This is a genomic window from Amycolatopsis sp. WAC 04169 (genome assembly GCF_003947535.1).
GTDB lineage: Bacteria > Actinomycetota > Actinomycetes > Mycobacteriales > Pseudonocardiaceae > Amycolatopsis > Amycolatopsis keratiniphila.
Map to the genome: position 1 here is coordinate 353,644 of NZ_QHJI01000006.1, position 16,530 is coordinate 370,173.

General features: G+C 70.0%; 16 protein-coding genes. 7 read left to right on the forward strand and 9 right to left on the reverse strand.

Annotated elements, in window-relative coordinates:
- Positions 1-7: 7 nt before the first annotated feature.
- Both DMC61_RS17735 and DMC61_RS17740 read right to left on the reverse strand, forming a co-directional pair.
- Complete coding sequence (locus DMC61_RS17735; RefSeq protein ID WP_370456415.1) at positions 8-1,057, reverse strand: alpha/beta hydrolase; 1,050 nt, start codon at positions 1,055-1,057, stop codon at positions 8-10.
- Positions 1,058-1,077: 20 nt separating this feature from the next.
- Positions 1,078-2,391 (reverse strand): cytochrome P450, encoded by a 1,314-nt coding sequence (locus DMC61_RS17740; protein ID WP_125690205.1) that lies wholly within the window; start codon positions 2,389-2,391, stop codon positions 1,078-1,080.
- 166 nt (positions 2,392-2,557) lie between these two features.
- On the opposite strand from DMC61_RS17740, the gene DMC61_RS17745 reads away from it, so the two are divergent.
- The 4 genes from DMC61_RS17745 (at position 2,558) to DMC61_RS17760 (ending at position 8,725) form a co-directional block, all read left to right on the forward strand.
- Positions 2,558-3,373, forward strand: coding sequence for an SAM-dependent methyltransferase (locus DMC61_RS17745; RefSeq protein WP_125690206.1), 816 nt, complete (start codon positions 2,558-2,560; stop codon positions 3,371-3,373).
- 4 nt (positions 3,374-3,377) lie between these two features.
- A complete protein-coding gene (locus tag DMC61_RS17750; protein WP_125690207.1) occupies positions 3,378-5,534 on the forward strand; it encodes a bifunctional diguanylate cyclase/phosphodiesterase in 2,157 nt (718 codons plus the stop codon).
- Between the two features lie 22 nt (positions 5,535-5,556).
- Positions 5,557-8,271 carry a LuxR family transcriptional regulator gene (locus tag DMC61_RS17755; protein WP_125690208.1) on the forward strand — a complete coding sequence of 905 codons (2,715 nt, stop codon included), beginning with the start codon at positions 5,557-5,559 and terminating at the stop codon, positions 8,269-8,271.
- 85 nt (positions 8,272-8,356) lie between these two features.
- Positions 8,357-8,725: a YciI family protein gene (locus tag DMC61_RS17760; protein WP_016331932.1), complete on the forward strand. Its 369-nt coding sequence runs from the start codon at positions 8,357-8,359 to the stop codon at positions 8,723-8,725.
- Positions 8,726-8,784: 59 nt separating this feature from the next.
- Here DMC61_RS17760 and DMC61_RS17765 read toward each other — a convergent pair whose 3' ends face one another.
- The gene (locus DMC61_RS17765; RefSeq protein ID WP_125690209.1) at positions 8,785-10,209 is read right to left on the reverse strand and encodes an MFS transporter; all 1,425 of its coding nucleotides are present in this window, start codon (positions 10,207-10,209) and stop codon (positions 8,785-8,787) included.
- Between the two features lie 236 nt (positions 10,210-10,445).
- On the opposite strand from DMC61_RS17765, the gene DMC61_RS17770 reads away from it, so the two are divergent.
- On the forward strand, positions 10,446-11,003 hold the full coding sequence (locus DMC61_RS17770; protein WP_125690210.1) for a carboxymuconolactone decarboxylase family protein: 558 nt from the start codon (positions 10,446-10,448) through the stop codon (positions 11,001-11,003).
- Positions 10,993-11,511 carry a DUF4396 domain-containing protein gene (locus tag DMC61_RS17775; RefSeq protein WP_125690211.1) on the forward strand — a complete coding sequence of 173 codons (519 nt, stop codon included), beginning with the start codon at positions 10,993-10,995 and terminating at the stop codon, positions 11,509-11,511. The genes DMC61_RS17770 and DMC61_RS17775 overlap by 11 nt, the downstream gene beginning before the upstream one ends.
- A gap of 140 nt (positions 11,512-11,651) precedes the next feature.
- Here the strand turns inward: DMC61_RS17775 and DMC61_RS17780 are convergent, their stop codons facing one another.
- The 4 genes from DMC61_RS17780 to DMC61_RS17795 are packed head-to-tail and all read right to left on the reverse strand — an operon-like array spanning position 11,652 to position 15,470.
- Positions 11,652-13,913, reverse strand: coding sequence for a cation-translocating P-type ATPase (locus DMC61_RS17780; RefSeq protein ID WP_125690212.1), 2,262 nt, complete (start codon positions 13,911-13,913; stop codon positions 11,652-11,654).
- A 26-nt stretch (positions 13,914-13,939) separates the two neighbouring features.
- The gene (locus tag DMC61_RS17785; RefSeq protein WP_125690213.1) at positions 13,940-14,899 is read right to left on the reverse strand and encodes a hypothetical protein; all 960 of its coding nucleotides are present in this window, start codon (positions 14,897-14,899) and stop codon (positions 13,940-13,942) included.
- 51 nt (positions 14,900-14,950) lie between these two features.
- On the reverse strand, positions 14,951-15,157 hold the full coding sequence (locus DMC61_RS17790; protein ID WP_016331926.1) for a heavy-metal-associated domain-containing protein: 207 nt from the start codon (positions 15,155-15,157) through the stop codon (positions 14,951-14,953).
- Between the two features lie 31 nt (positions 15,158-15,188).
- On the reverse strand, positions 15,189-15,470 hold the full coding sequence (locus tag DMC61_RS17795) for a metal-sensitive transcriptional regulator (RefSeq protein ID WP_016331925.1): 282 nt from the start codon (positions 15,468-15,470) through the stop codon (positions 15,189-15,191).
- Between the two features lie 162 nt (positions 15,471-15,632).
- Here DMC61_RS17795 and DMC61_RS17800 point away from each other — a divergent pair, with 162 nt between their 5' ends.
- Complete coding sequence (locus DMC61_RS17800) at positions 15,633-15,914, forward strand: metal-sensitive transcriptional regulator (protein ID WP_037346486.1); 282 nt, start codon at positions 15,633-15,635, stop codon at positions 15,912-15,914.
- 51 nt (positions 15,915-15,965) lie between these two features.
- Here the strand turns inward: DMC61_RS17800 and DMC61_RS17805 are convergent, their stop codons facing one another.
- Both DMC61_RS17805 and DMC61_RS17810 read right to left on the reverse strand, forming a co-directional pair.
- Positions 15,966-16,184, reverse strand: coding sequence for a CDGSH iron-sulfur domain-containing protein (locus DMC61_RS17805; protein WP_125690214.1), 219 nt, complete (start codon positions 16,182-16,184; stop codon positions 15,966-15,968).
- 5 nt (positions 16,185-16,189) lie between these two features.
- Complete coding sequence (locus tag DMC61_RS17810) at positions 16,190-16,396, reverse strand: heavy-metal-associated domain-containing protein (protein WP_125690215.1); 207 nt, start codon at positions 16,394-16,396, stop codon at positions 16,190-16,192.
- Positions 16,397-16,530: the final 134 nt, after the last annotated feature.

Sequence of the window (16,530 nt, forward strand, 5' to 3'; positions counted from 1 at the left end):
GCGGTCGCTATCTCCCGACCATTTCGTTCGCCCAGCCGGTCACCGCGTCGTGCAGCAGCGGCGCGTTCGGCGCGAAGTTGATCGAGTGCCCATAGCCCGGCACCACGAAGGTTCGCAGCCTCGCTTCGGGTGAGTAGTACCCGGCCTCGCCCTGCCGCAGGCCTTCCGCGCTGGAGCAGTCGCTGGCCAGCGGGCCGCAGAACACGTTGTCCTTCTCCCCCATGGCGACCAGTACCGGCGCGGTGATCCGCCTGCTGTACGGCAGCACCAAACCGATCAGGACGGCGTCGATGATCTCACCGGTCGCGATCAGGTCCTTGCCTGCTTCGTCCACGTCGATGACCTGCCGGTCGAACGGCCCGGGATCGTGGAAAGCCGTGTATCGCATGCCCGCTGTCGTGGTCAGGTAGCCCGGATCCAGCCCGACGACCTTGGACATCTTCTCGTCCAGCAACGCCGGGCCCAGCGCGACCAGCGTGGGCATCACCGTCAGCGGGGCGACCCGGTGGGTGAACCCGGTGATCACCACACCGTCCACGTCGCGGAAGGTGGCCGCCTCGATGATCGCGGTGGCCGATCCGAGCGAGTGCCCGACGAGGACGATCTTGTCGAACCCGGGTCCCACCCTGCCCGTCCGCATCGCCTGGATGGCGTGGTGCACCGCGTTCGCCTGCGCGCTCGCGGTCAGCAGCCCGCTCAGCGGCTTCGAGCTGCGGCCCGAGCCGACCCGGTCCACCGACAGGGTGGCGTACCCGGCTTTGTTCACCGCCTTGCGGAACGATCGGGTCTCCGGCAGACCGGCCGGGTCGTAGTAGGCCGAGCTGTACGTGCCGCCGGGCACCAGCACGTGCAGGGTGCGGCTTCCGCCCGGCGGGACGCACAGCCTGCCGTACATGGTCTGGTCCTTGAGTCCCAGCAGGGGCACGTCCACCAGTGACACCGGGATGTTCAGGTCCTGGCACGCCGCCTCGACGGCGGACGCCGGCAAGGGAACGAGCACCGCACCCGTGCACAGCAGAGCCACCGCGGCGGCGAGGCGACGCAAGCGAAAACGCACGAAATTCTCCTTTGTGGGGCCTAATCCCTCGGGCGCACCGTCATCGGCAGGCCGCGCGGGTAGGCGATCGTGGTGTACCGCACCCGGACCGGGCCGGCGGGTTCGAGGCGCCACCGCGCGAAGATCGTGGCCAGGCCGATGACCACCTCCGCCCGGGCGAACAGGTGGCCGATGCAGTGCCGGATCCCGTTGCCGAACGGGATGAACACCCCCGGCGGCAACGACCGTACCCGGTCGGTGGCCCAGCGGTCCGGATCGAAGACGTCCGGGTGGTCCCAGTACCGGGGATCCGTGTGCAGGGCGAGCGGGCTGAACATCACCTCGTCGCCGGGCCGCAGCCGCACCGGGCCGAGGTCGATCTCCTGCTCGGTCCGGCGCATCAGGATCCACAGCGCGTACAGCCGCAGCACCTCGCTGACCACCTGACCGGTGTAGACCAGCGCGGGCAGATCGTCGAAGGTCACCGGGCGCCCGCCCAGTACCCGGTCCACCTCGGCCCGCATCCGGTCCGCGACATCCGGGTTGCGGCCCAGTTCGTGGCAGGCCCAGGCCAGGATCAGCGCGGTGGTCTCGGTGCCCGCGGTCAGCAGGGTCATCACCTCGTCGTGCACCTGCTCCCGGGTCATCCGCTCCCCGGTCTCGGCGTCCTTGGCCAGCAGCAGCGTGGACAGCAGGTCGCCGTGATCGGTGTCGGCGTCGCGGCCCGCCATCAGTTCGTGGACCACGGCCTTCATCCGCGTGGTGGCCCGGTCGAAACGGCGGTTGAACGGCAGCGGCAGCTTCTCCGCGAAACCCGGGGAGAGCACCCGGTACATGCCCAGCCGGATGACCAGCGGGATGGAGCGGCGGGCCTCGCCGATCGCCGCCTCCCCCAGTTCGGTGCCGAACAGCGCCTCGCCCACGTTGGTCATGGCCAGCGCCTGCATGTCCGCGTCGATCCGCCGCACCTCGCCCGGCCGCCAGGACGCGGTCAGGGCGGTGGTCGCCCGGACCCAGAGCCCGGCGTAGCGGCGCAGGTGGTTCCGGTCGAAGGCGGGCAGCATCAGTTTGCGCTGCCTGCGGTGAAAGGGTCCGTCGGACAAGGCGAGGCCGTTGCCCGCGTACGGACGGAATTTGCGGAACATGATCCCCGTGCCGAAGCTCGATCCGTTCGTCACCAGCACTCGGTGAATTAATTCCGGATTCGTGAGGAAATATGTTTGCAATGGCCCCAATGACACCTTGACCACGTCGCCGTGTTCCCGCAGTCCGGCGGTGAATCGGACCGGACGGCGGACCAGCGGGAGTGTGTGTCCCAGCACGGGCCATCGGCCGGGTGCCACCCCGACGGGCACGAGAACTCCTTGGCATTGGCGGAAATTCGGAAGGCAGCCACGGTACGGGCCCAGCAGCCGTGGCGGCAGCACCCGATCGGGTAGAAACCCGGCCACGTTAGACGGATCAATCCATTGTCACGGTAGTGGGTATGCTGTTCCGTCTCCCGAACCGATGAGGTGCGCGATGGCGGATACACGGGACTGGGTCCCGGCCGGAGTCGATACAGCCACACCGAACGTCGCCCGGATCTATGACTATTGGCTCGGCGGCAACCATAATTTTGAAAAAGATCGCACTACCGCGGATCATCTCGAGCGCACCCTGCCCTGGATCCGGCAGTCGGTGCGGCTCAACCGCGCCTTCCTCGGCCGGGCGGTGCGATTCATGATCGCGCAAGGCATCCGGCAATTCCTCGATCTGGGCGCGGGAATCCCCACCGTGGGCAACGTGCACGAGATCGCCCGGCGGGAAGCCCCCGACGCCCGGGTGGTCTACGTCGACAAGGAAGCTGTCGCGGTCGCGCACGGGGAACTGATGCTGGCGGGCGACGACCGCTCCGCGGTCCTGCACGCGGACGTGCGCGACGTGGCCGGGGTTCTCGGCAGCGCGGAGGTCCGGCGGCTGATCGACTTCTCCGAACCGGTGGGCCTGCTGTGCATGCTGCTGCTGCACTGGATCCCGGACGAGGACGACCCGGCCGGGCTGGTGCGTGCCTATCAGGAACCTCTGGCTCCAGGGAGCCTGCTCGCCTTCACGCACATCTCGGCCGATGCGCATCAGGAGTCGTTCGCCGTGGCGAGCGACCAGATGGCCGCGCGGCGCGGCGAGGTGCCGCACACCCGCTCCCACGACGAAGTCCTTGGCCTGCTTGGGGATCTGACGCTGGTCGAGCCGGGCCTGGTCGGTTGTGGCAGCTGGCGGCCCGCCGGGCCCACCGACATCGCCGAGGACCCGGCGTGGAATGAACTGATCTACGCAGGCGTGGCACGGAAGTCCTGAACCCATGACCGACCCCGGCAGAGCGCCGATCCCGGAGCCGCCGCCCGGACCCGGGCGCCGCGAGCGTGGTCTGCTCGCGCGCAAGTGGGCCTACCTGCTCGGCGGGATCGGCTACGTCCCGCTGGTGCACGCGAATTTCGAGGCCGAGCTGGCCACGCTGCTGGACGCCCTGTGTGCCGAGGTGCACGAGAGCGGGCAGGAGCAGTCGCCGGGCAGCACCGGTGCGCTGGAGGCCGCGGGCGCCCGGCTGGCTGAGCTGAACTGCGCGAGCGGGCAGGCGATCACCGTCACCATGAGCGTCCTCGGCAAGGGCTTGCTCACGCTGCCCGAATTCCAGCCCGCCGAAGAGTTCGCCGAGCGCGTGGTGGGCGTGCTCGGCGCGCTGGCCGCGAGTGTGGTGGTGGCCTCGCAGAACGCCACCTTGGCACAGCAGGAAAGCCTGAAACTGTCCATGCTCAAGGCAGTACGGGACGCCAAGTACGAGCTGCGGACCGCGCAGGCGCGGTTCGACGAGGTCGCGACCTCGTCGGCGAGCGGCATCCTGGTCGCCGGACTGGACGGCACGCTGGTCACCGTGAACGCCGCCGCGGGTATGATGCTCGGGCACGCCCCGGACGAGCTGACCGGACGCGACCTGTTCGAGCTGGTACACCCCGACTACCGGCCGGTGCTGCGCGAGGACTACCGCGCGCTGACGGCGGGCAAGGTCGAGCGGATCCAGCAGTCCCAGCGGCTGCTGCACAGCGACGGCGAGCCGGTGTCGGTGTCCTTGACCGCCTCGCTGCTGCGCGGCGCCGGGGACGAACCCAGTCATTTCGTCACCGTTGTCGAAGACGGCACCGAGTTGTTGTTGCTGCAGAACGAACTCAGCAGGCAGGCCCTGCACGACGTACTCACCGGCCTGCCCAACCGGCAGTGCTTCAGCACGCGGATGGAGACGTCGCTGAGCAAGGCCGACCCGGAGCTGGGCGTGACGCTCCTGCGGCTGGAGTTGGACGCTTTCGCGGTGGTGCGCAACGGACTCGGCGAACGCGTGGCCGAGCAGCTGCTGGTCATCGTGGCCCAGCGGCTGAGGTCCGCGCTGGCCGGGGAGAAGGCCCTCCTCTCCCGCTTCGGCGGTGCGGAGTTCGCGGTGCTGGTGGAGAACGCGCCGAACACCCCGGACCCGGTGCGCTTGGTGCACGAGTTGCGCCGGGAACTCACCGAGCCCGCCTACGTGGACGAGCACGGGCTGGCCCTGTCGGTCAGTATCGGCGTGGTCAGCCGGCCCGCCCAGGATCGCGAAGCCGCCGATCTGCTGCGCGAGTCCCACCAGGCCCTGCGCCGGGCCAAGGCCAACGGGCACGGGCAGTGGGAGCTGTCCCATCCCGAACAGGACCGGCTCGACCGCGAGACCGACGCGCTGGCCGCGACCATGCCGGGCGCTTTCGAGCACGGTGACGTCGAGGCGCGATACCGGCCGCTGGTGCGGCTGGCCGACGGCGCGGTGCACGGGGTGGAGGTGCTCCTCGGCTGGGATCCTCCCGGGGTGGATCCGCTGTCCGACCGGCAGTGCCGACAGTTGGCCGAGACCACCGGGTTGATGCTGCCGCTGGGTCAGTGGCTGCTGGGCACCGCCTGCCGTCAGGTGGGCTGGTGGCGGCAACGGCTGGACCGGGACCTGCGGTTGCTGGTCAGCCTGAGCCCGCATCAGGCGGCCGACACGGACCTGCTCACCCGGGTGGTCGGCGTACTGGAGGAGACGCGGTTCCCGGCCGAGCGGCTGCTGATCGAGCTGCCCATGCTCGCCCTCGCCGCCGATCTCGGCGAGACCGGGGACAACCTGCGGGCGCTGGCCGACCTGGGCGTGCGGCCGGTGATCGGCGTCCGCGGGCTGGGCGACGGCGCGCTGGCCATGCTGGCCGGCCTGCCGGCGCACGGCGTGCGGCTGGACTGCGAGCCGTCGGACGGGGCCGGGCCGGACTCGCCGGTGGCCGGCCTCCTGCGGGAGCTGCCGGGTTTGGCGCACCGGGCAGGCGCGGACGTGATCGTGGACGGTCTGACGACCGCCGGGCAAGCGCGGTTCTGGCTCGACGCCGGGGCCGAATTGGCGGTGGGCGACCATTTCGGGGCACCGTGCCGTCCGGACGAACTGGCCGAGGCTTTCTGCGACCTCGGTTGACGGCCCCCTTTAGGGTGACCCCATGTCGCTGGTGGGAAGGAACGTCGAGCTGGCGCGGGTGCGACGCCTGCTGGCGAACGCGCGTGACGCGCGAAGCGGTGTGCTGGCGTTGCGGGGCGCGGCGGGCATCGGGAAATCGGTCCTTGTCGACCACGCGGTGTCGATCGCCGAAGCCGAGGGCATGCGGGTGGTCCGCGGGGCGGGGGTCGAGTCCGATTCCGAGCTGGCGTACGGCGGACTGCACCAGCTCCTGTTTCCGCATTTGGCCCGGCTGGACGCCCTGCCCATCCCGCAGGCCACGGCGCTGCGATGCGCTTTCGGTCTGGCCGAGGGGGACGAGGCCAACCGGTTCCTGATCTCCGCCGGCACCCTGTCGTTGCTCGCCGATCTGGCCGAGGACACGCCTCTGCTGTGCGTGGTCGACGATCTGCAATGGCTCGACCAGGGTTCCGTGGAGGCGCTGTTGTTCGCGGCCCGGCGCTTCGTGGCCGACCGGATCGCGATGCTGTTCGCGGTGCGCGAGACGTCGGCGCCGTTCGAGATCGCCGGCATCGAGGTCGTGGACCTGTCCGGCCTCGCCGCGCCCGACGCCGCCCGCCTGCTCGACGACCACGCGCCGGAACTCGTCGCACCGGTACGGGCCCGGGTCCTCGCGGAATCCGGCGGCAATCCGCTGGCGATCATCGAACTCGGGTCGTCGCGGCTCGCGGCACACGACACCGACGAGCCCGACCCGGCCGAGCAGGTCCGGCCGCTGCCGGTGACCCGCCGCGTGCAGGAGGCGTTCCGCCGCCAGATCGTCGAGCTTCCCGAACCCACCCAGCGCGCGCTCCTGGCGGCGGCGGCCGACACGGCGGCGCCGCTCGCGACCATCCTGCACGTGATCGAAGCACTCGGTGGCGCCCCCGGCGACCTGGCGCCCGCCGAACGCGACCGGCTGCTCCGGATCGACAGCCGGATCACGTTCCGCCACCCGCTGGTCCGGGCGGCCGCCTACCAGGACGCGCCGCTGCATCGGCGGATCGAGGTGCATCGCGCGTACGCCGACGCGCTGGAGACCGACGCGGACCGCCGCGCGTGGCACCTCGCCGCCGCCACCACGAGCCCCGACGAGTCGGTGGCCGCCGAACTCGAACGCGCGGCGGAGCGGGCCTGGCACCGGGGCGGCGCGATGGCGGTGTCCGCCGCGTACGACCGCGCCGGCCGGCTCAGTGCCGACCGGGAATTGAAGGCCCGGCGTATCGCCCTCGCCAGCCAGGCCGCGTTCGACGCCGGCAAGGCCGACCGCGCCGCCCGGCTGGCGGCCGAAGCGCTCTCGCTCACCACCGAGCCCGGCATCCGGGCCGACGCCATCTACACGCGTGGCGCCGTGGAGTACGAACGCACCTCCCCTCGGGCCGACGCGGAGCTGGCGATCGGGGCCGCGGAGCTGGTGCGCGACACCGATCCGGAGCGCGCCGCGCTCAACTTCTTCGAGGCCGTGCACGCCGCCCGGCACGGAGCGGCGCACGATCTGCTGCAGCGCGTGGTCGACCTGATGCGCGGGTTCACCCCGCCGGAGGACTGGGCACCGATCGTCACCGCCCTTTTCGGCTGGGCGGAGCTCTTCGCCGGACGTCCGGAGGCGGCCGTCGGCCCGATGCGCGATCTCTACACCACCAAGAGCGGCGGCGGGAACGACCTGATGCATCGCGTCACGGCCGGGTTCGGCGGGCTCATGATCGCGGACGACGACGGCGTCGCCGCCGGGACCGAGGACATGCTGGCCCAGGTGCGGGCCACCGGCGCGCTGGGCTGGGTCCCGTACACCCTGAACGTGCTCGCCGTGGCGCGGTTGTTCCGCGGTGAGTTCGCCGACGCCCGCGCGTGTGTGGCCGAAGGCGCGGCCGTGGCCGCCGAACTCGGGAACACGACCGAACGCCTGGCACACCGGTCGATCGAGGTGTGGCTGCACGCCGTGTCGGGTGACGAGGCGCGCTGCCGGGCGCTTGCCGAGGAGGTGCTCCCGCGCGCCCGGGCCCGGCACCGGGTCAACGCCGAGCTCTCGGACTGGGGCCTCGGCATGCTCGACCTTTCCGCCCGGCGGTTCAAGGAAGCGGCCGACCGGCTCGAGAAGGTGTTCCAGGGACCAGCGAGCCGCGATCTCCTGATGCGCGCGGTGCCGGATCTGGTGGAAGCCGCCATGCGCACCGGCGAGCCGGATCGAGTCCACGAACCGTTGGCGGCCTTCCTGCACTGGGCCGAACACGTCGACCGCCCGATCGCCGCCGGGCTCGCGCTGCGTTGCCGGGCCCTGATGACCGATGACGCCGACGCGCTGTACATCGAAGCGCTGCGGATCCAGGAGCGGCACGGCGGCCCCTACGAGCACGCCCGTACCCAGCTGGTCTACGGCGAGTGGCTGCGCCGCCAGCGCCGTCGCACCGAGGCCCGCGCCCATCTCGCCGCGGCGGTGTCCGCGTTCGAGGGACTCGGCGCGGAGCTCTGGGCCGAGCGTGCGCGCGGCGAGCTGGCCGCTTTCGGCGAGCGGGGCGACGAACCCCGGCGCAGCGGCCCGCTCACCCTGTTGACCCCGCAGGAGCTGCAGGTCGTCCGGCTGGCAGGCACCGGTCACACGAACAAGGAGATCGCCGCGCAGCTGTTCCTCAGCCCGCGGACCGTCGGCCACCACCTCTACAAGGCGTATCCGAAGCTGGGCGTGACCGGTCGCGCCGAGCTGGCAGGCCTCGTCCGGTGATCGGATACCGGTCACGATGACTGATTCGCCGACCGGGGTCTCCCGCATAGGTTTTCGGCACAGCACCGACAACGAGGAGCCGACGATGACGAAGTACTTCCTGAGCCTTCCCCACGACGCCGCCGAGGAGCCGACGATGGCGGACATGGACCCCGCCGAGTTGCAGAAGATCATCGCCGAGGTCGGCGCGTTCAACTCCGCCCTCGAGGAGGCGGGCGCGTTCGTGACCGCCGGTGGCCTGCAGCCGCCGTCGACCGCGACCACGGTGGACTACTCCGGCGACAGCCCCGTGCTGACCCCGGGCCCGTTCGTCGAGGCCAAGGAATACCTGGGTGGCTTCTGGATCATCGAGGCCGAAAACGACGACGTCGCGATCGAATGGACCAAGCAGGCCTCGCGTGCGTTGCGCAGCCGGGTCGAGGTCCGCGCGCTCCAGGAAGAGCCCCCTGCCTGAAACGCCGTGTGGAGGGCGGACCGGGATCGGTCTCGCCCTCCACACGGGGATACAGCCGGTCATCGCCGGACCGCCGGTTCACCTCCGCTGACCTCACTGGGAGTGCGCAGGGTCGCCATGGCCAGGAAGCCACCGGCGATCGCGATCCCGGCGGCGCCGAGGAACGCGGCCGAGTAGCCGCCGGTCAGCGCGACCGGGTCACCGATCCGCCCCGCACCGGCCGACACGGCGACCGCGGTCATCGCGGCCAGGCCGAGCGCCGACCCGATCTGGTACGAGGTGTTCACGATGCCCGACGCGAGCCCGCCTTCCTCCGGCTTCGCGCTGGAGATCGCGGTGCCCAGTGACGGGATGAACGCCAGCGCCTGACCGAGGGCCGCGACCAGCGACGCGGGCAGGACGTCGACCACGAAGTTCCCCGTCGGGCTGACCAGCGACAGCCACACCAGGCCCGCGGCGAGCGCCCACAAGCCACCGATGATCATCTTCTTCGGCCCGAACCGGCCGATCAGCCGGGGCGCGACCGCGACCATCAGCACCACGATCAGTACCGTCATCGGCAGCAGCGCCGCACCGCTGGCGAAGGCGCCGTAGCCCAGGACCTGCTGCAGGTACAGGTTCAGGAAGTACCACATCGGGATCCACGCCGCGCCGAGCAGGAACTGCGCCAGGTTCGCGCCGCCGAGGTTCGGCGTCCGGAAGATCCCCAGCCGCACCAACGGGACCTCGCGCTTCCGCTGGATCGCGACGAACACCGAGAGCAGGGCGATGCCACCGGCCAGCGCGCCCCACGTGCCGGCCGAGTCCCAGCCCGCTTCCGGGGCGCGGACGACACCGAACACGGTCAGGCCGAGGCCCGCGGTCGCCGCGATGGCGCCGGCGATGTCGACCGAGCCACGCCGGGCCGGGGCGGACGGCATCAGCTTGCCGGTCGCCACGATCGCGACCAGTGAGATCGGGACATAGAGCCAGAAGATCCACGGCCACGACAGCCATTCGGTGATCACACCACCGAGGAACACCCCCGCGGTGCCGCCCGCGGGAGCGGCCGCGCCGTAGAGCGCGAGCGCCTTGGTCAGCTCATGAGGACGCGCGCCGAACAACATCATCAGCAGGGTCAGCGCGGACGGCGCGATCAGTGCCGCTCCCGCACCCTGCAGCACCCGGCCGAGCAGTTCGACCCACGCGGTGCCCGCGACCGCGGCGACCACGGAACCGCCCAGGGTCACGACCCAGCCGGCGGTGAACATCCTCCGCGCGCCGAACAGGTCCGAGAGGCGTCCGCCGAGCAGGAGCAGCCCGGCGAGCGCGATGACGTAAGCGTTGAACACCCACGACAGGTCACCCGGGGAGAACCCGAGGTCCTGCTGCATCGCCGGGAGCGCGACGCCGATGATCGAGGTGTCCATGATGACCATGAACTGGGCCAACGCGATGAGTCCCAGCGCCCACCACCGTCGTGGGTCCGGGGTTGTCTCCGCCATGACGACCGTCCTTTCAGGATCTTGGTACCCCTAGGGGGTATTGCGGAGTTGAAGTTAGACCGATCGATGCGGGCTACACAAGTACCCCTAGGGGGTATTAGTGTAGCGATCGTCACACGCGCTTCTTCGATAGCGAAACCCGTTGCACGGCAATGAGGACGCCGGAAACCGGCTGAGCTCGACAGTTACCCCTTACAGGTATAAGGTTCCGGCGACCGACAGGACGAGGAGGAACCGTGCAGCGTCTCAAGTCGCTTGATCCGGCCGACGCGCCGGCGAAATCCGCCGAGCTGCTCGGCGACATCGTCGAACGGCATGGCTCGGTGGGCCCGATGGTCTCCGCGATGGCCAACTCCCCCGCGCTCCTTCAGGGTTATCTCGACTTCTCGCGTGCCATGAAGCGGGCGAAGCTTCCCCGGGCACTCGGCGAAAAGATCTCACTCGCCCTGCAGGAGTGGATCGGTTGCGCGCTGTGCCTGGAGGCGCACACGCGGGCCGCGCAGGCCGCCGGGCTCAGCGACAACGACATCGCGCTGGCCCGCCAGGGCACCTCCACCGATCGGCGCGAGGCCGCGCTGATCGCGTACGCCGTGCGGGTTCTCGCCGAACCGTCTTCGATCGGCGACGAGGACGTCGCCGAATTGCGGCGACACGGCTGGAGCGATCAGCTCATCGCCGACACGGTGGGACTGGTGTCCCTCAACCTGCTCACCGGTTCGTTCAATCTCGTCGCAGGCCTTGAACCCGCGCCTGCCGAGCAGTCCACAAAGGAGAAACACGACCATGTCGGTTGAGCACGACCACTCGCACCACGAACACGAGCACCACGGTGGACAGGCGGGCCATGAACACCACCGACCGGGCAAGGTCTCCTGGGGTATGGCGGCGTCGGCCACCCTGCACTGCCTCACCGGCTGCGCCATCGGCGAAGTGCTCGGCATGGTGATCGGCACCGCGCTGGGCTGGGGCAACCTCGCCACCATCGTGCTCGCCGTCGCGCTGGCGTTCGTCTTCGGCTACGCCCTGACGATGCGCGGCGTCCTGCGCGCGGGCGTCGGCTTCAAGCAGGCCCTCAAAGTCGCGCTCGCCGCCGACACCGTGTCGATCATCGTCATGGAGATCATCGACAACGGCGTGATGCTCGTCGTCCCCGGCGCGATGGAGGCCGGTCTCGCCAGCTGGCTGTTCTGGGGTGCGCTCGCCTTCGCCCTCTTCGTCGCCTTCCTGCTCACCACGCCGGTCAACAAGTGGCTCATCGGCCGCGGCGCCGGACACGCGGTCGTGCACGCTTACCACCACTGATTCACGACGGTTCAAGGGCCGCCCCTGGTGCTTCGGCACCGGGGGCGGCCCTTTGTCGTTGCTGCGTTCTGATCGGCGGTGAGCAGGTTGCGAAAGCCACTTTCGCAACGTTGAAGGTTGCGAAAGTGGCTTTCGCAACGTCAGCGGAGGCTCGCCGTGCTGCGGAATCCCTTGAGCCGCAGGCTGTTCGTGACCACGAACACCGAGCTGAACGCCATCGCGGCGCCGGCGATCATCGGGTTGAGCAGCCCCGCCGCGGCCAGTGGCAGCGCCGCGACGTTGTAGGCGAAGGCCCAGAACAGGTTGCCCTTGATGGTGCGCAGCGTCCGCCGCGAGAGCCGGATCGCGTCCACCGCCGCCCGCAGATCACCGCGGACGAGGGTGAGATCCGACGCCTCGATGGCGACGTCCGTGCCGGTGCCCATGGCCAGGCCGAGGTCGGCCTGTGCCAGCGCGGCCGCGTCGTTGACGCCGTCGCCCACCATCGCGACCACCTTGCCCTCGCCCTGCAACCGCTTGACCACGTCCACCTTGTCCTTGGGCAGGACCTCCGCGATCACCTCGGTGATCCCGACCTCCGCGGCCACCGCACGGGCCACGGCCTCGTTGTCCCCGGTGAGCAGGACCGGGGTCAGGCCGAGCGCCCGCAACTGCGTGATGGCTTCGGCGGAGGTCGGCTTCACCGTGTCGGCGACGACGAGGACGGCACGCGCCTTCCCGTCCCAGCCGACGGCGATCGCGGTGCGACCGTCCTTCTCTTCGGCCGCCTTCTTCTCCGCGAGGTCCGGCGGCAGGTGGTGCGCCCACTCCTCCAGCAGCGCGCTGCGTCCGGCCAGCACCGCCTTCCCGTCGACGATCCCTTGCACGCCAAGGCCTTCGACGTTGGTGAACTCCTCGACGGCGGGCAGCTCGCCCACCCGCTCCCGTGCCGCGCGAGCGATGGCCTGCGCGATCGGGTGCTCCGACGCGTTCTCCAGCGCACCGGCCAAGCGCAGCGTCGTCTCCTCGTCGGCGTCTTCGGCGACGTGGACCGCCACCAGCGACATCTGCCCGGTGGTCACGGTGCCGGTCTTGTCGAGGACGACCGTGTCGACCGAGCGCGTGGACTCCAGCACTTCCGGGCCCTTGATCAGGATCCCGAGCTGCGCGCCCCGCCCGGTGCCCACGAGCAGCGCGGTCGGCGTCGCCAGCCCCAGTGCGCACGGGCAGGCGATGATCAGCACGGCCACCGCCGCGGTGAACGCCGCCGCGACCGAACCGCCTGCCCCGAGCCAGAACATCAGCGTGCCGACGGCGAGCGCGATCACGATCGGCACGAACACACCCGAAACCCGGTCGGCCAGCCGCTGGACCTGCGCCTTGCCGGTCTGCGCGTCCTCCACCAGCTTCGCCATCTGCGCCAGTTGCGTGTCGGCGCCGACCCGCGTCGCACGGACGACGAGCCGTCCGCCCGCGTTGACCGTCGCGCCGACCACGGCGTCGCCGGGCCCGACCTCGACGGGGACGCTCTCGCCGGTCAGCATGCTCGCGTCGACGGCGGAGCTGCCTTCGACGATCACGCCGTCGGTGGCGATCTTCTCCCCCGGGCGGACCACGAACCGGTCCCCGACGACGAGCCGGTCGACCGGGATCCGCTCTTCCTTGCCGTCACGGAGCACGGCGACGTCCTTCGCACCCAGCTCCAGCAACGCTCGCAACGCGGCACCGGCCCGGCGCTTGGACCGCGCCTCGAAGTACCGTCCGGCGAGGATGAACGTCGTCACCCCGGCGGCGACCTCGAGATAGATGTTGCCGTCCCCGGCCATCCGCTCGACGGTCAGCTCGAAGGCGTGCGTCATCCCCGGCGTTCCCGCGCTGCCGAACAGCAACGCGTACAGCGACCACAGGAACGCGGCGAGCGTGCCCATCGAGATCAGGGTGTCCATGGTGGCCGCGCCGTGGCGCAGATTCGCCCAGGCCGCCTTGTGGAACGGCCACGCCGCCCACACCAGCACCGGCGCGGCCAGCGTCAGCGAGATCCATTGCCAGTAGGTGAACTGGAACGCCGGCACCATCGCCAGCAGGATCACCGGCACCGACAGCACCGTGGAACCGATCAGCCGCTGGCGCAACGGCGCGATCGGATCGGCCTCCTCGGCCGGCCCGTCCGGCTGCTCCAGCTTCGGCGGAGCGGGCAGGGCGGCCGCGTAACCGGCCGCCTCCACCTGCTCGATCAGCCGCTGGGGTTCGATGTCCCCGCTGTAGGTGACTTTCGCCTTCTCGGTCGCGTAGTTGACCGTGGCGGTGACACCGTCCAGTTTGTTCAGCTTCTTCTCGATGCGCATCGCGCACGACGCGCAGGTCATCCCGGTGATCGCGAGTTCGACCTCGGCCGTGGTGGCCTGGTCCAGATCGGAAGTCATCGTGGTCACTCCTTTCCGGCTCGCGGTCAGCCGTGTCCGCCGTGGCCGTCGTCGGCCGCCGGGGGTGGGGTCTGGTTCTGGGGCGCCGAAGCGGGCGTTCCCGCGGTGGCGACGGTGAACTCGGCGGTGCGGACCTTCCCTTGGTGCTGGAAGTCCAGGAACAGCCGGTACGTCCCCGCCGAGGGGACTTCGGCGAAGAAGGTCACCGTGGGGCCGGGCTTCGTGCGGCCGTCTCCGGGCTCGCCGTCCGGGTGGACGTGCAGGTACGCGAGGTCGCCGCCGCGCAGCGCCACCAAATGCCCGTAGGCGCCCAGGTACGGCTGGAGATCGGTCACGTCACGGCCGTCCTTCGTCACCGTCAAGGTCACCTTCGACGACTTGCCCGGCGTCAGCTCGCCGTCCAGGCGGACCTGGTAGCCGTCGACGTCCGCGACGCGAGAGGGCCGGTGCTCGACGGGTTTGAACTCTCCCGCCGCGGCGACGTCGACACCGAGTGTCGAGGCCGAGCCGCCCGTCGGCTTGAAGTCCGCGAAGACGCGGTAGCTGCCCGCCTCGGGCAGGGACAGCGGGACGCTCCACACGCCGTCGGGCGCGAGTTCGGGGTGCACGTGCTGGAAACCGGCCGTGTCGCGGCGGACGACGATCAGGTGCATCCGCTTTTCGTGTTCGACGTCGTACGCGGTGACCGGCGCGCCGTCGGGGCCGAGAATCCTGAAGGAGAAGGGCTGGTTCGTCCCCGGCGTGAGCGTCGTGGTGGTGGGCGTGAGGGTGTAGCCGCCCCTGGACGACGCGAGCCCGCCGGGCTCGTCGGTCGGCGCCGCCTCCGCGACGGTGCCGCTGTGAGCGTCCCCATGCCCGGCGTCCTCGCCGCCGGGAAGGCCGGCCGCGCCGGCGAAAGGACCGACAGCGGTGCCTGCGGCCCAGGCGCCACCGGCGACCAGGGCAAGCGCCACACCGTAGGCGGAGAGCTTCGCAACTGTGTTCATCGTGAAGTCCTTAGTGCGGGCCGTGGCCCGCGATCGGGAGCGGACCGCGGATCAGGCGGTCAGCTCGTATCCGGCTTCTTCGACGGCGGCGCGCACATCCGCGACCGCGGGCTCCTTGGATCCGGTCACGGTCACCGCGCCGGTGGGCAGATCCACGCGGACGCCGGTGACGCCGTCGATCTTGCCGACCTCTTCGGTGACGGAACGGACGCAGTGGTCGCAGGTCATGCCGGTGACGGTGTAGGTGGTCTCGCTCATCGCTCTTCTCCTCCGGATTCGTTGCGGTGCTTCAGGAACGGACGAGACGGGCGATGACGTCGCTCGCCTCTTTGATCTTCTCGTCGGCCTCGTCGCCGCCCTTGGCGATGGCGTCGGACACGCAGTGCCTGAGGTGTTCGTCCATCAACCCCAGCGACACCGACTGCAACGCCTTCGTGGCCGCGGACACCTGCGTGAGGATGTCGATGCAGTACTTGTCCTCTTCGACCATTCGCTGCAGGCCCCGGATCTGTCCTTCGATCCGCCGCAGCCGGGTCAGGTATTCGTCTTTGCCTTGCGTGTATCCATGCATCTCGACCTCCTGACGAGGACTCTACATACCCTAGGGGGGTAGGGCAACAGGCATACCCCCGTGGTGTATGTCACCACCTGCCTCCACAGCGGGCGCCTTCGACGCACCGCTGCCGGACGGGCATGATTGAGCCGTACGCGAATCCCGACTCGAGGAGTGAGCGTGGCCGATCACGGCGACGACAAGGAGCGCCAGCTCAAACGCCTGCGACGCGTCGAGGGGCAGATCCGGGGGCTGCAGAAGATGGTCGAGGAGGACAAGTACTGCATCGACGTCCTCACGCAGGTGTCCGCGGCGACCCGCGCCCTGCAATCGTTCTCGCTCGAACTCCTCGAGCGGCACATGGCGGGCTGCGTCGTCGAAGCCGCCGCGAAAGGCGGCGCCGAGGCGGACCGGAAGATCCGGGAAGCCTCCGAAGCGATCGCGCGCCTTGTGCGCTCCTGATACCCCCGATACGACGAGCGGGCGGGTGACCTCATGCCACCCGCCCGCTTCTCATTCCGCCCTGGTCGCCGTGAACCCGGTCCGGACATGGGCTCCGTCGCAGAACGGCTTTTTCGCCGAATTGCCGCACCGGCACAGCAAATGAGTGCGGCCGCCGATCTCGTATTCGTTGTTGTCGTGATCGACCAGCCGGATGGGACCCTTCACCTGATACGGCCCGTTGTCCACGACCTTGACGACGACGGCCGGTTCGGCTCCGTTGTCAGCCATCGCCGTCAGCCGACCACCTCGTAGCCGGCTTCTTTCACCGCGGATCGCACCAGCTGCGCGTCGACCGGCCCCTCGCTCACGACGGTCACCTCACCGGTCGCGATGTCCGCGTCCACCTCGCTGACCCCGGCGACACCGTTCACCGCCGTCGTCACCTTGTTCATGCAGCCCGAGCAGGTCATGCCCTTGACCGTGTACACGGTGGTGTCCATCAGCTTTCACCCTTCGGTTCGACACTACATTACCCCCGTAGGGTATAGCACAGCGTCCGGGTGCGGCAAAGGCCGTGAAGGCCTCCTTAAGGGACTCTGGGTCCCTCAAGGAGGCCTTCACGGACAGCTGATAC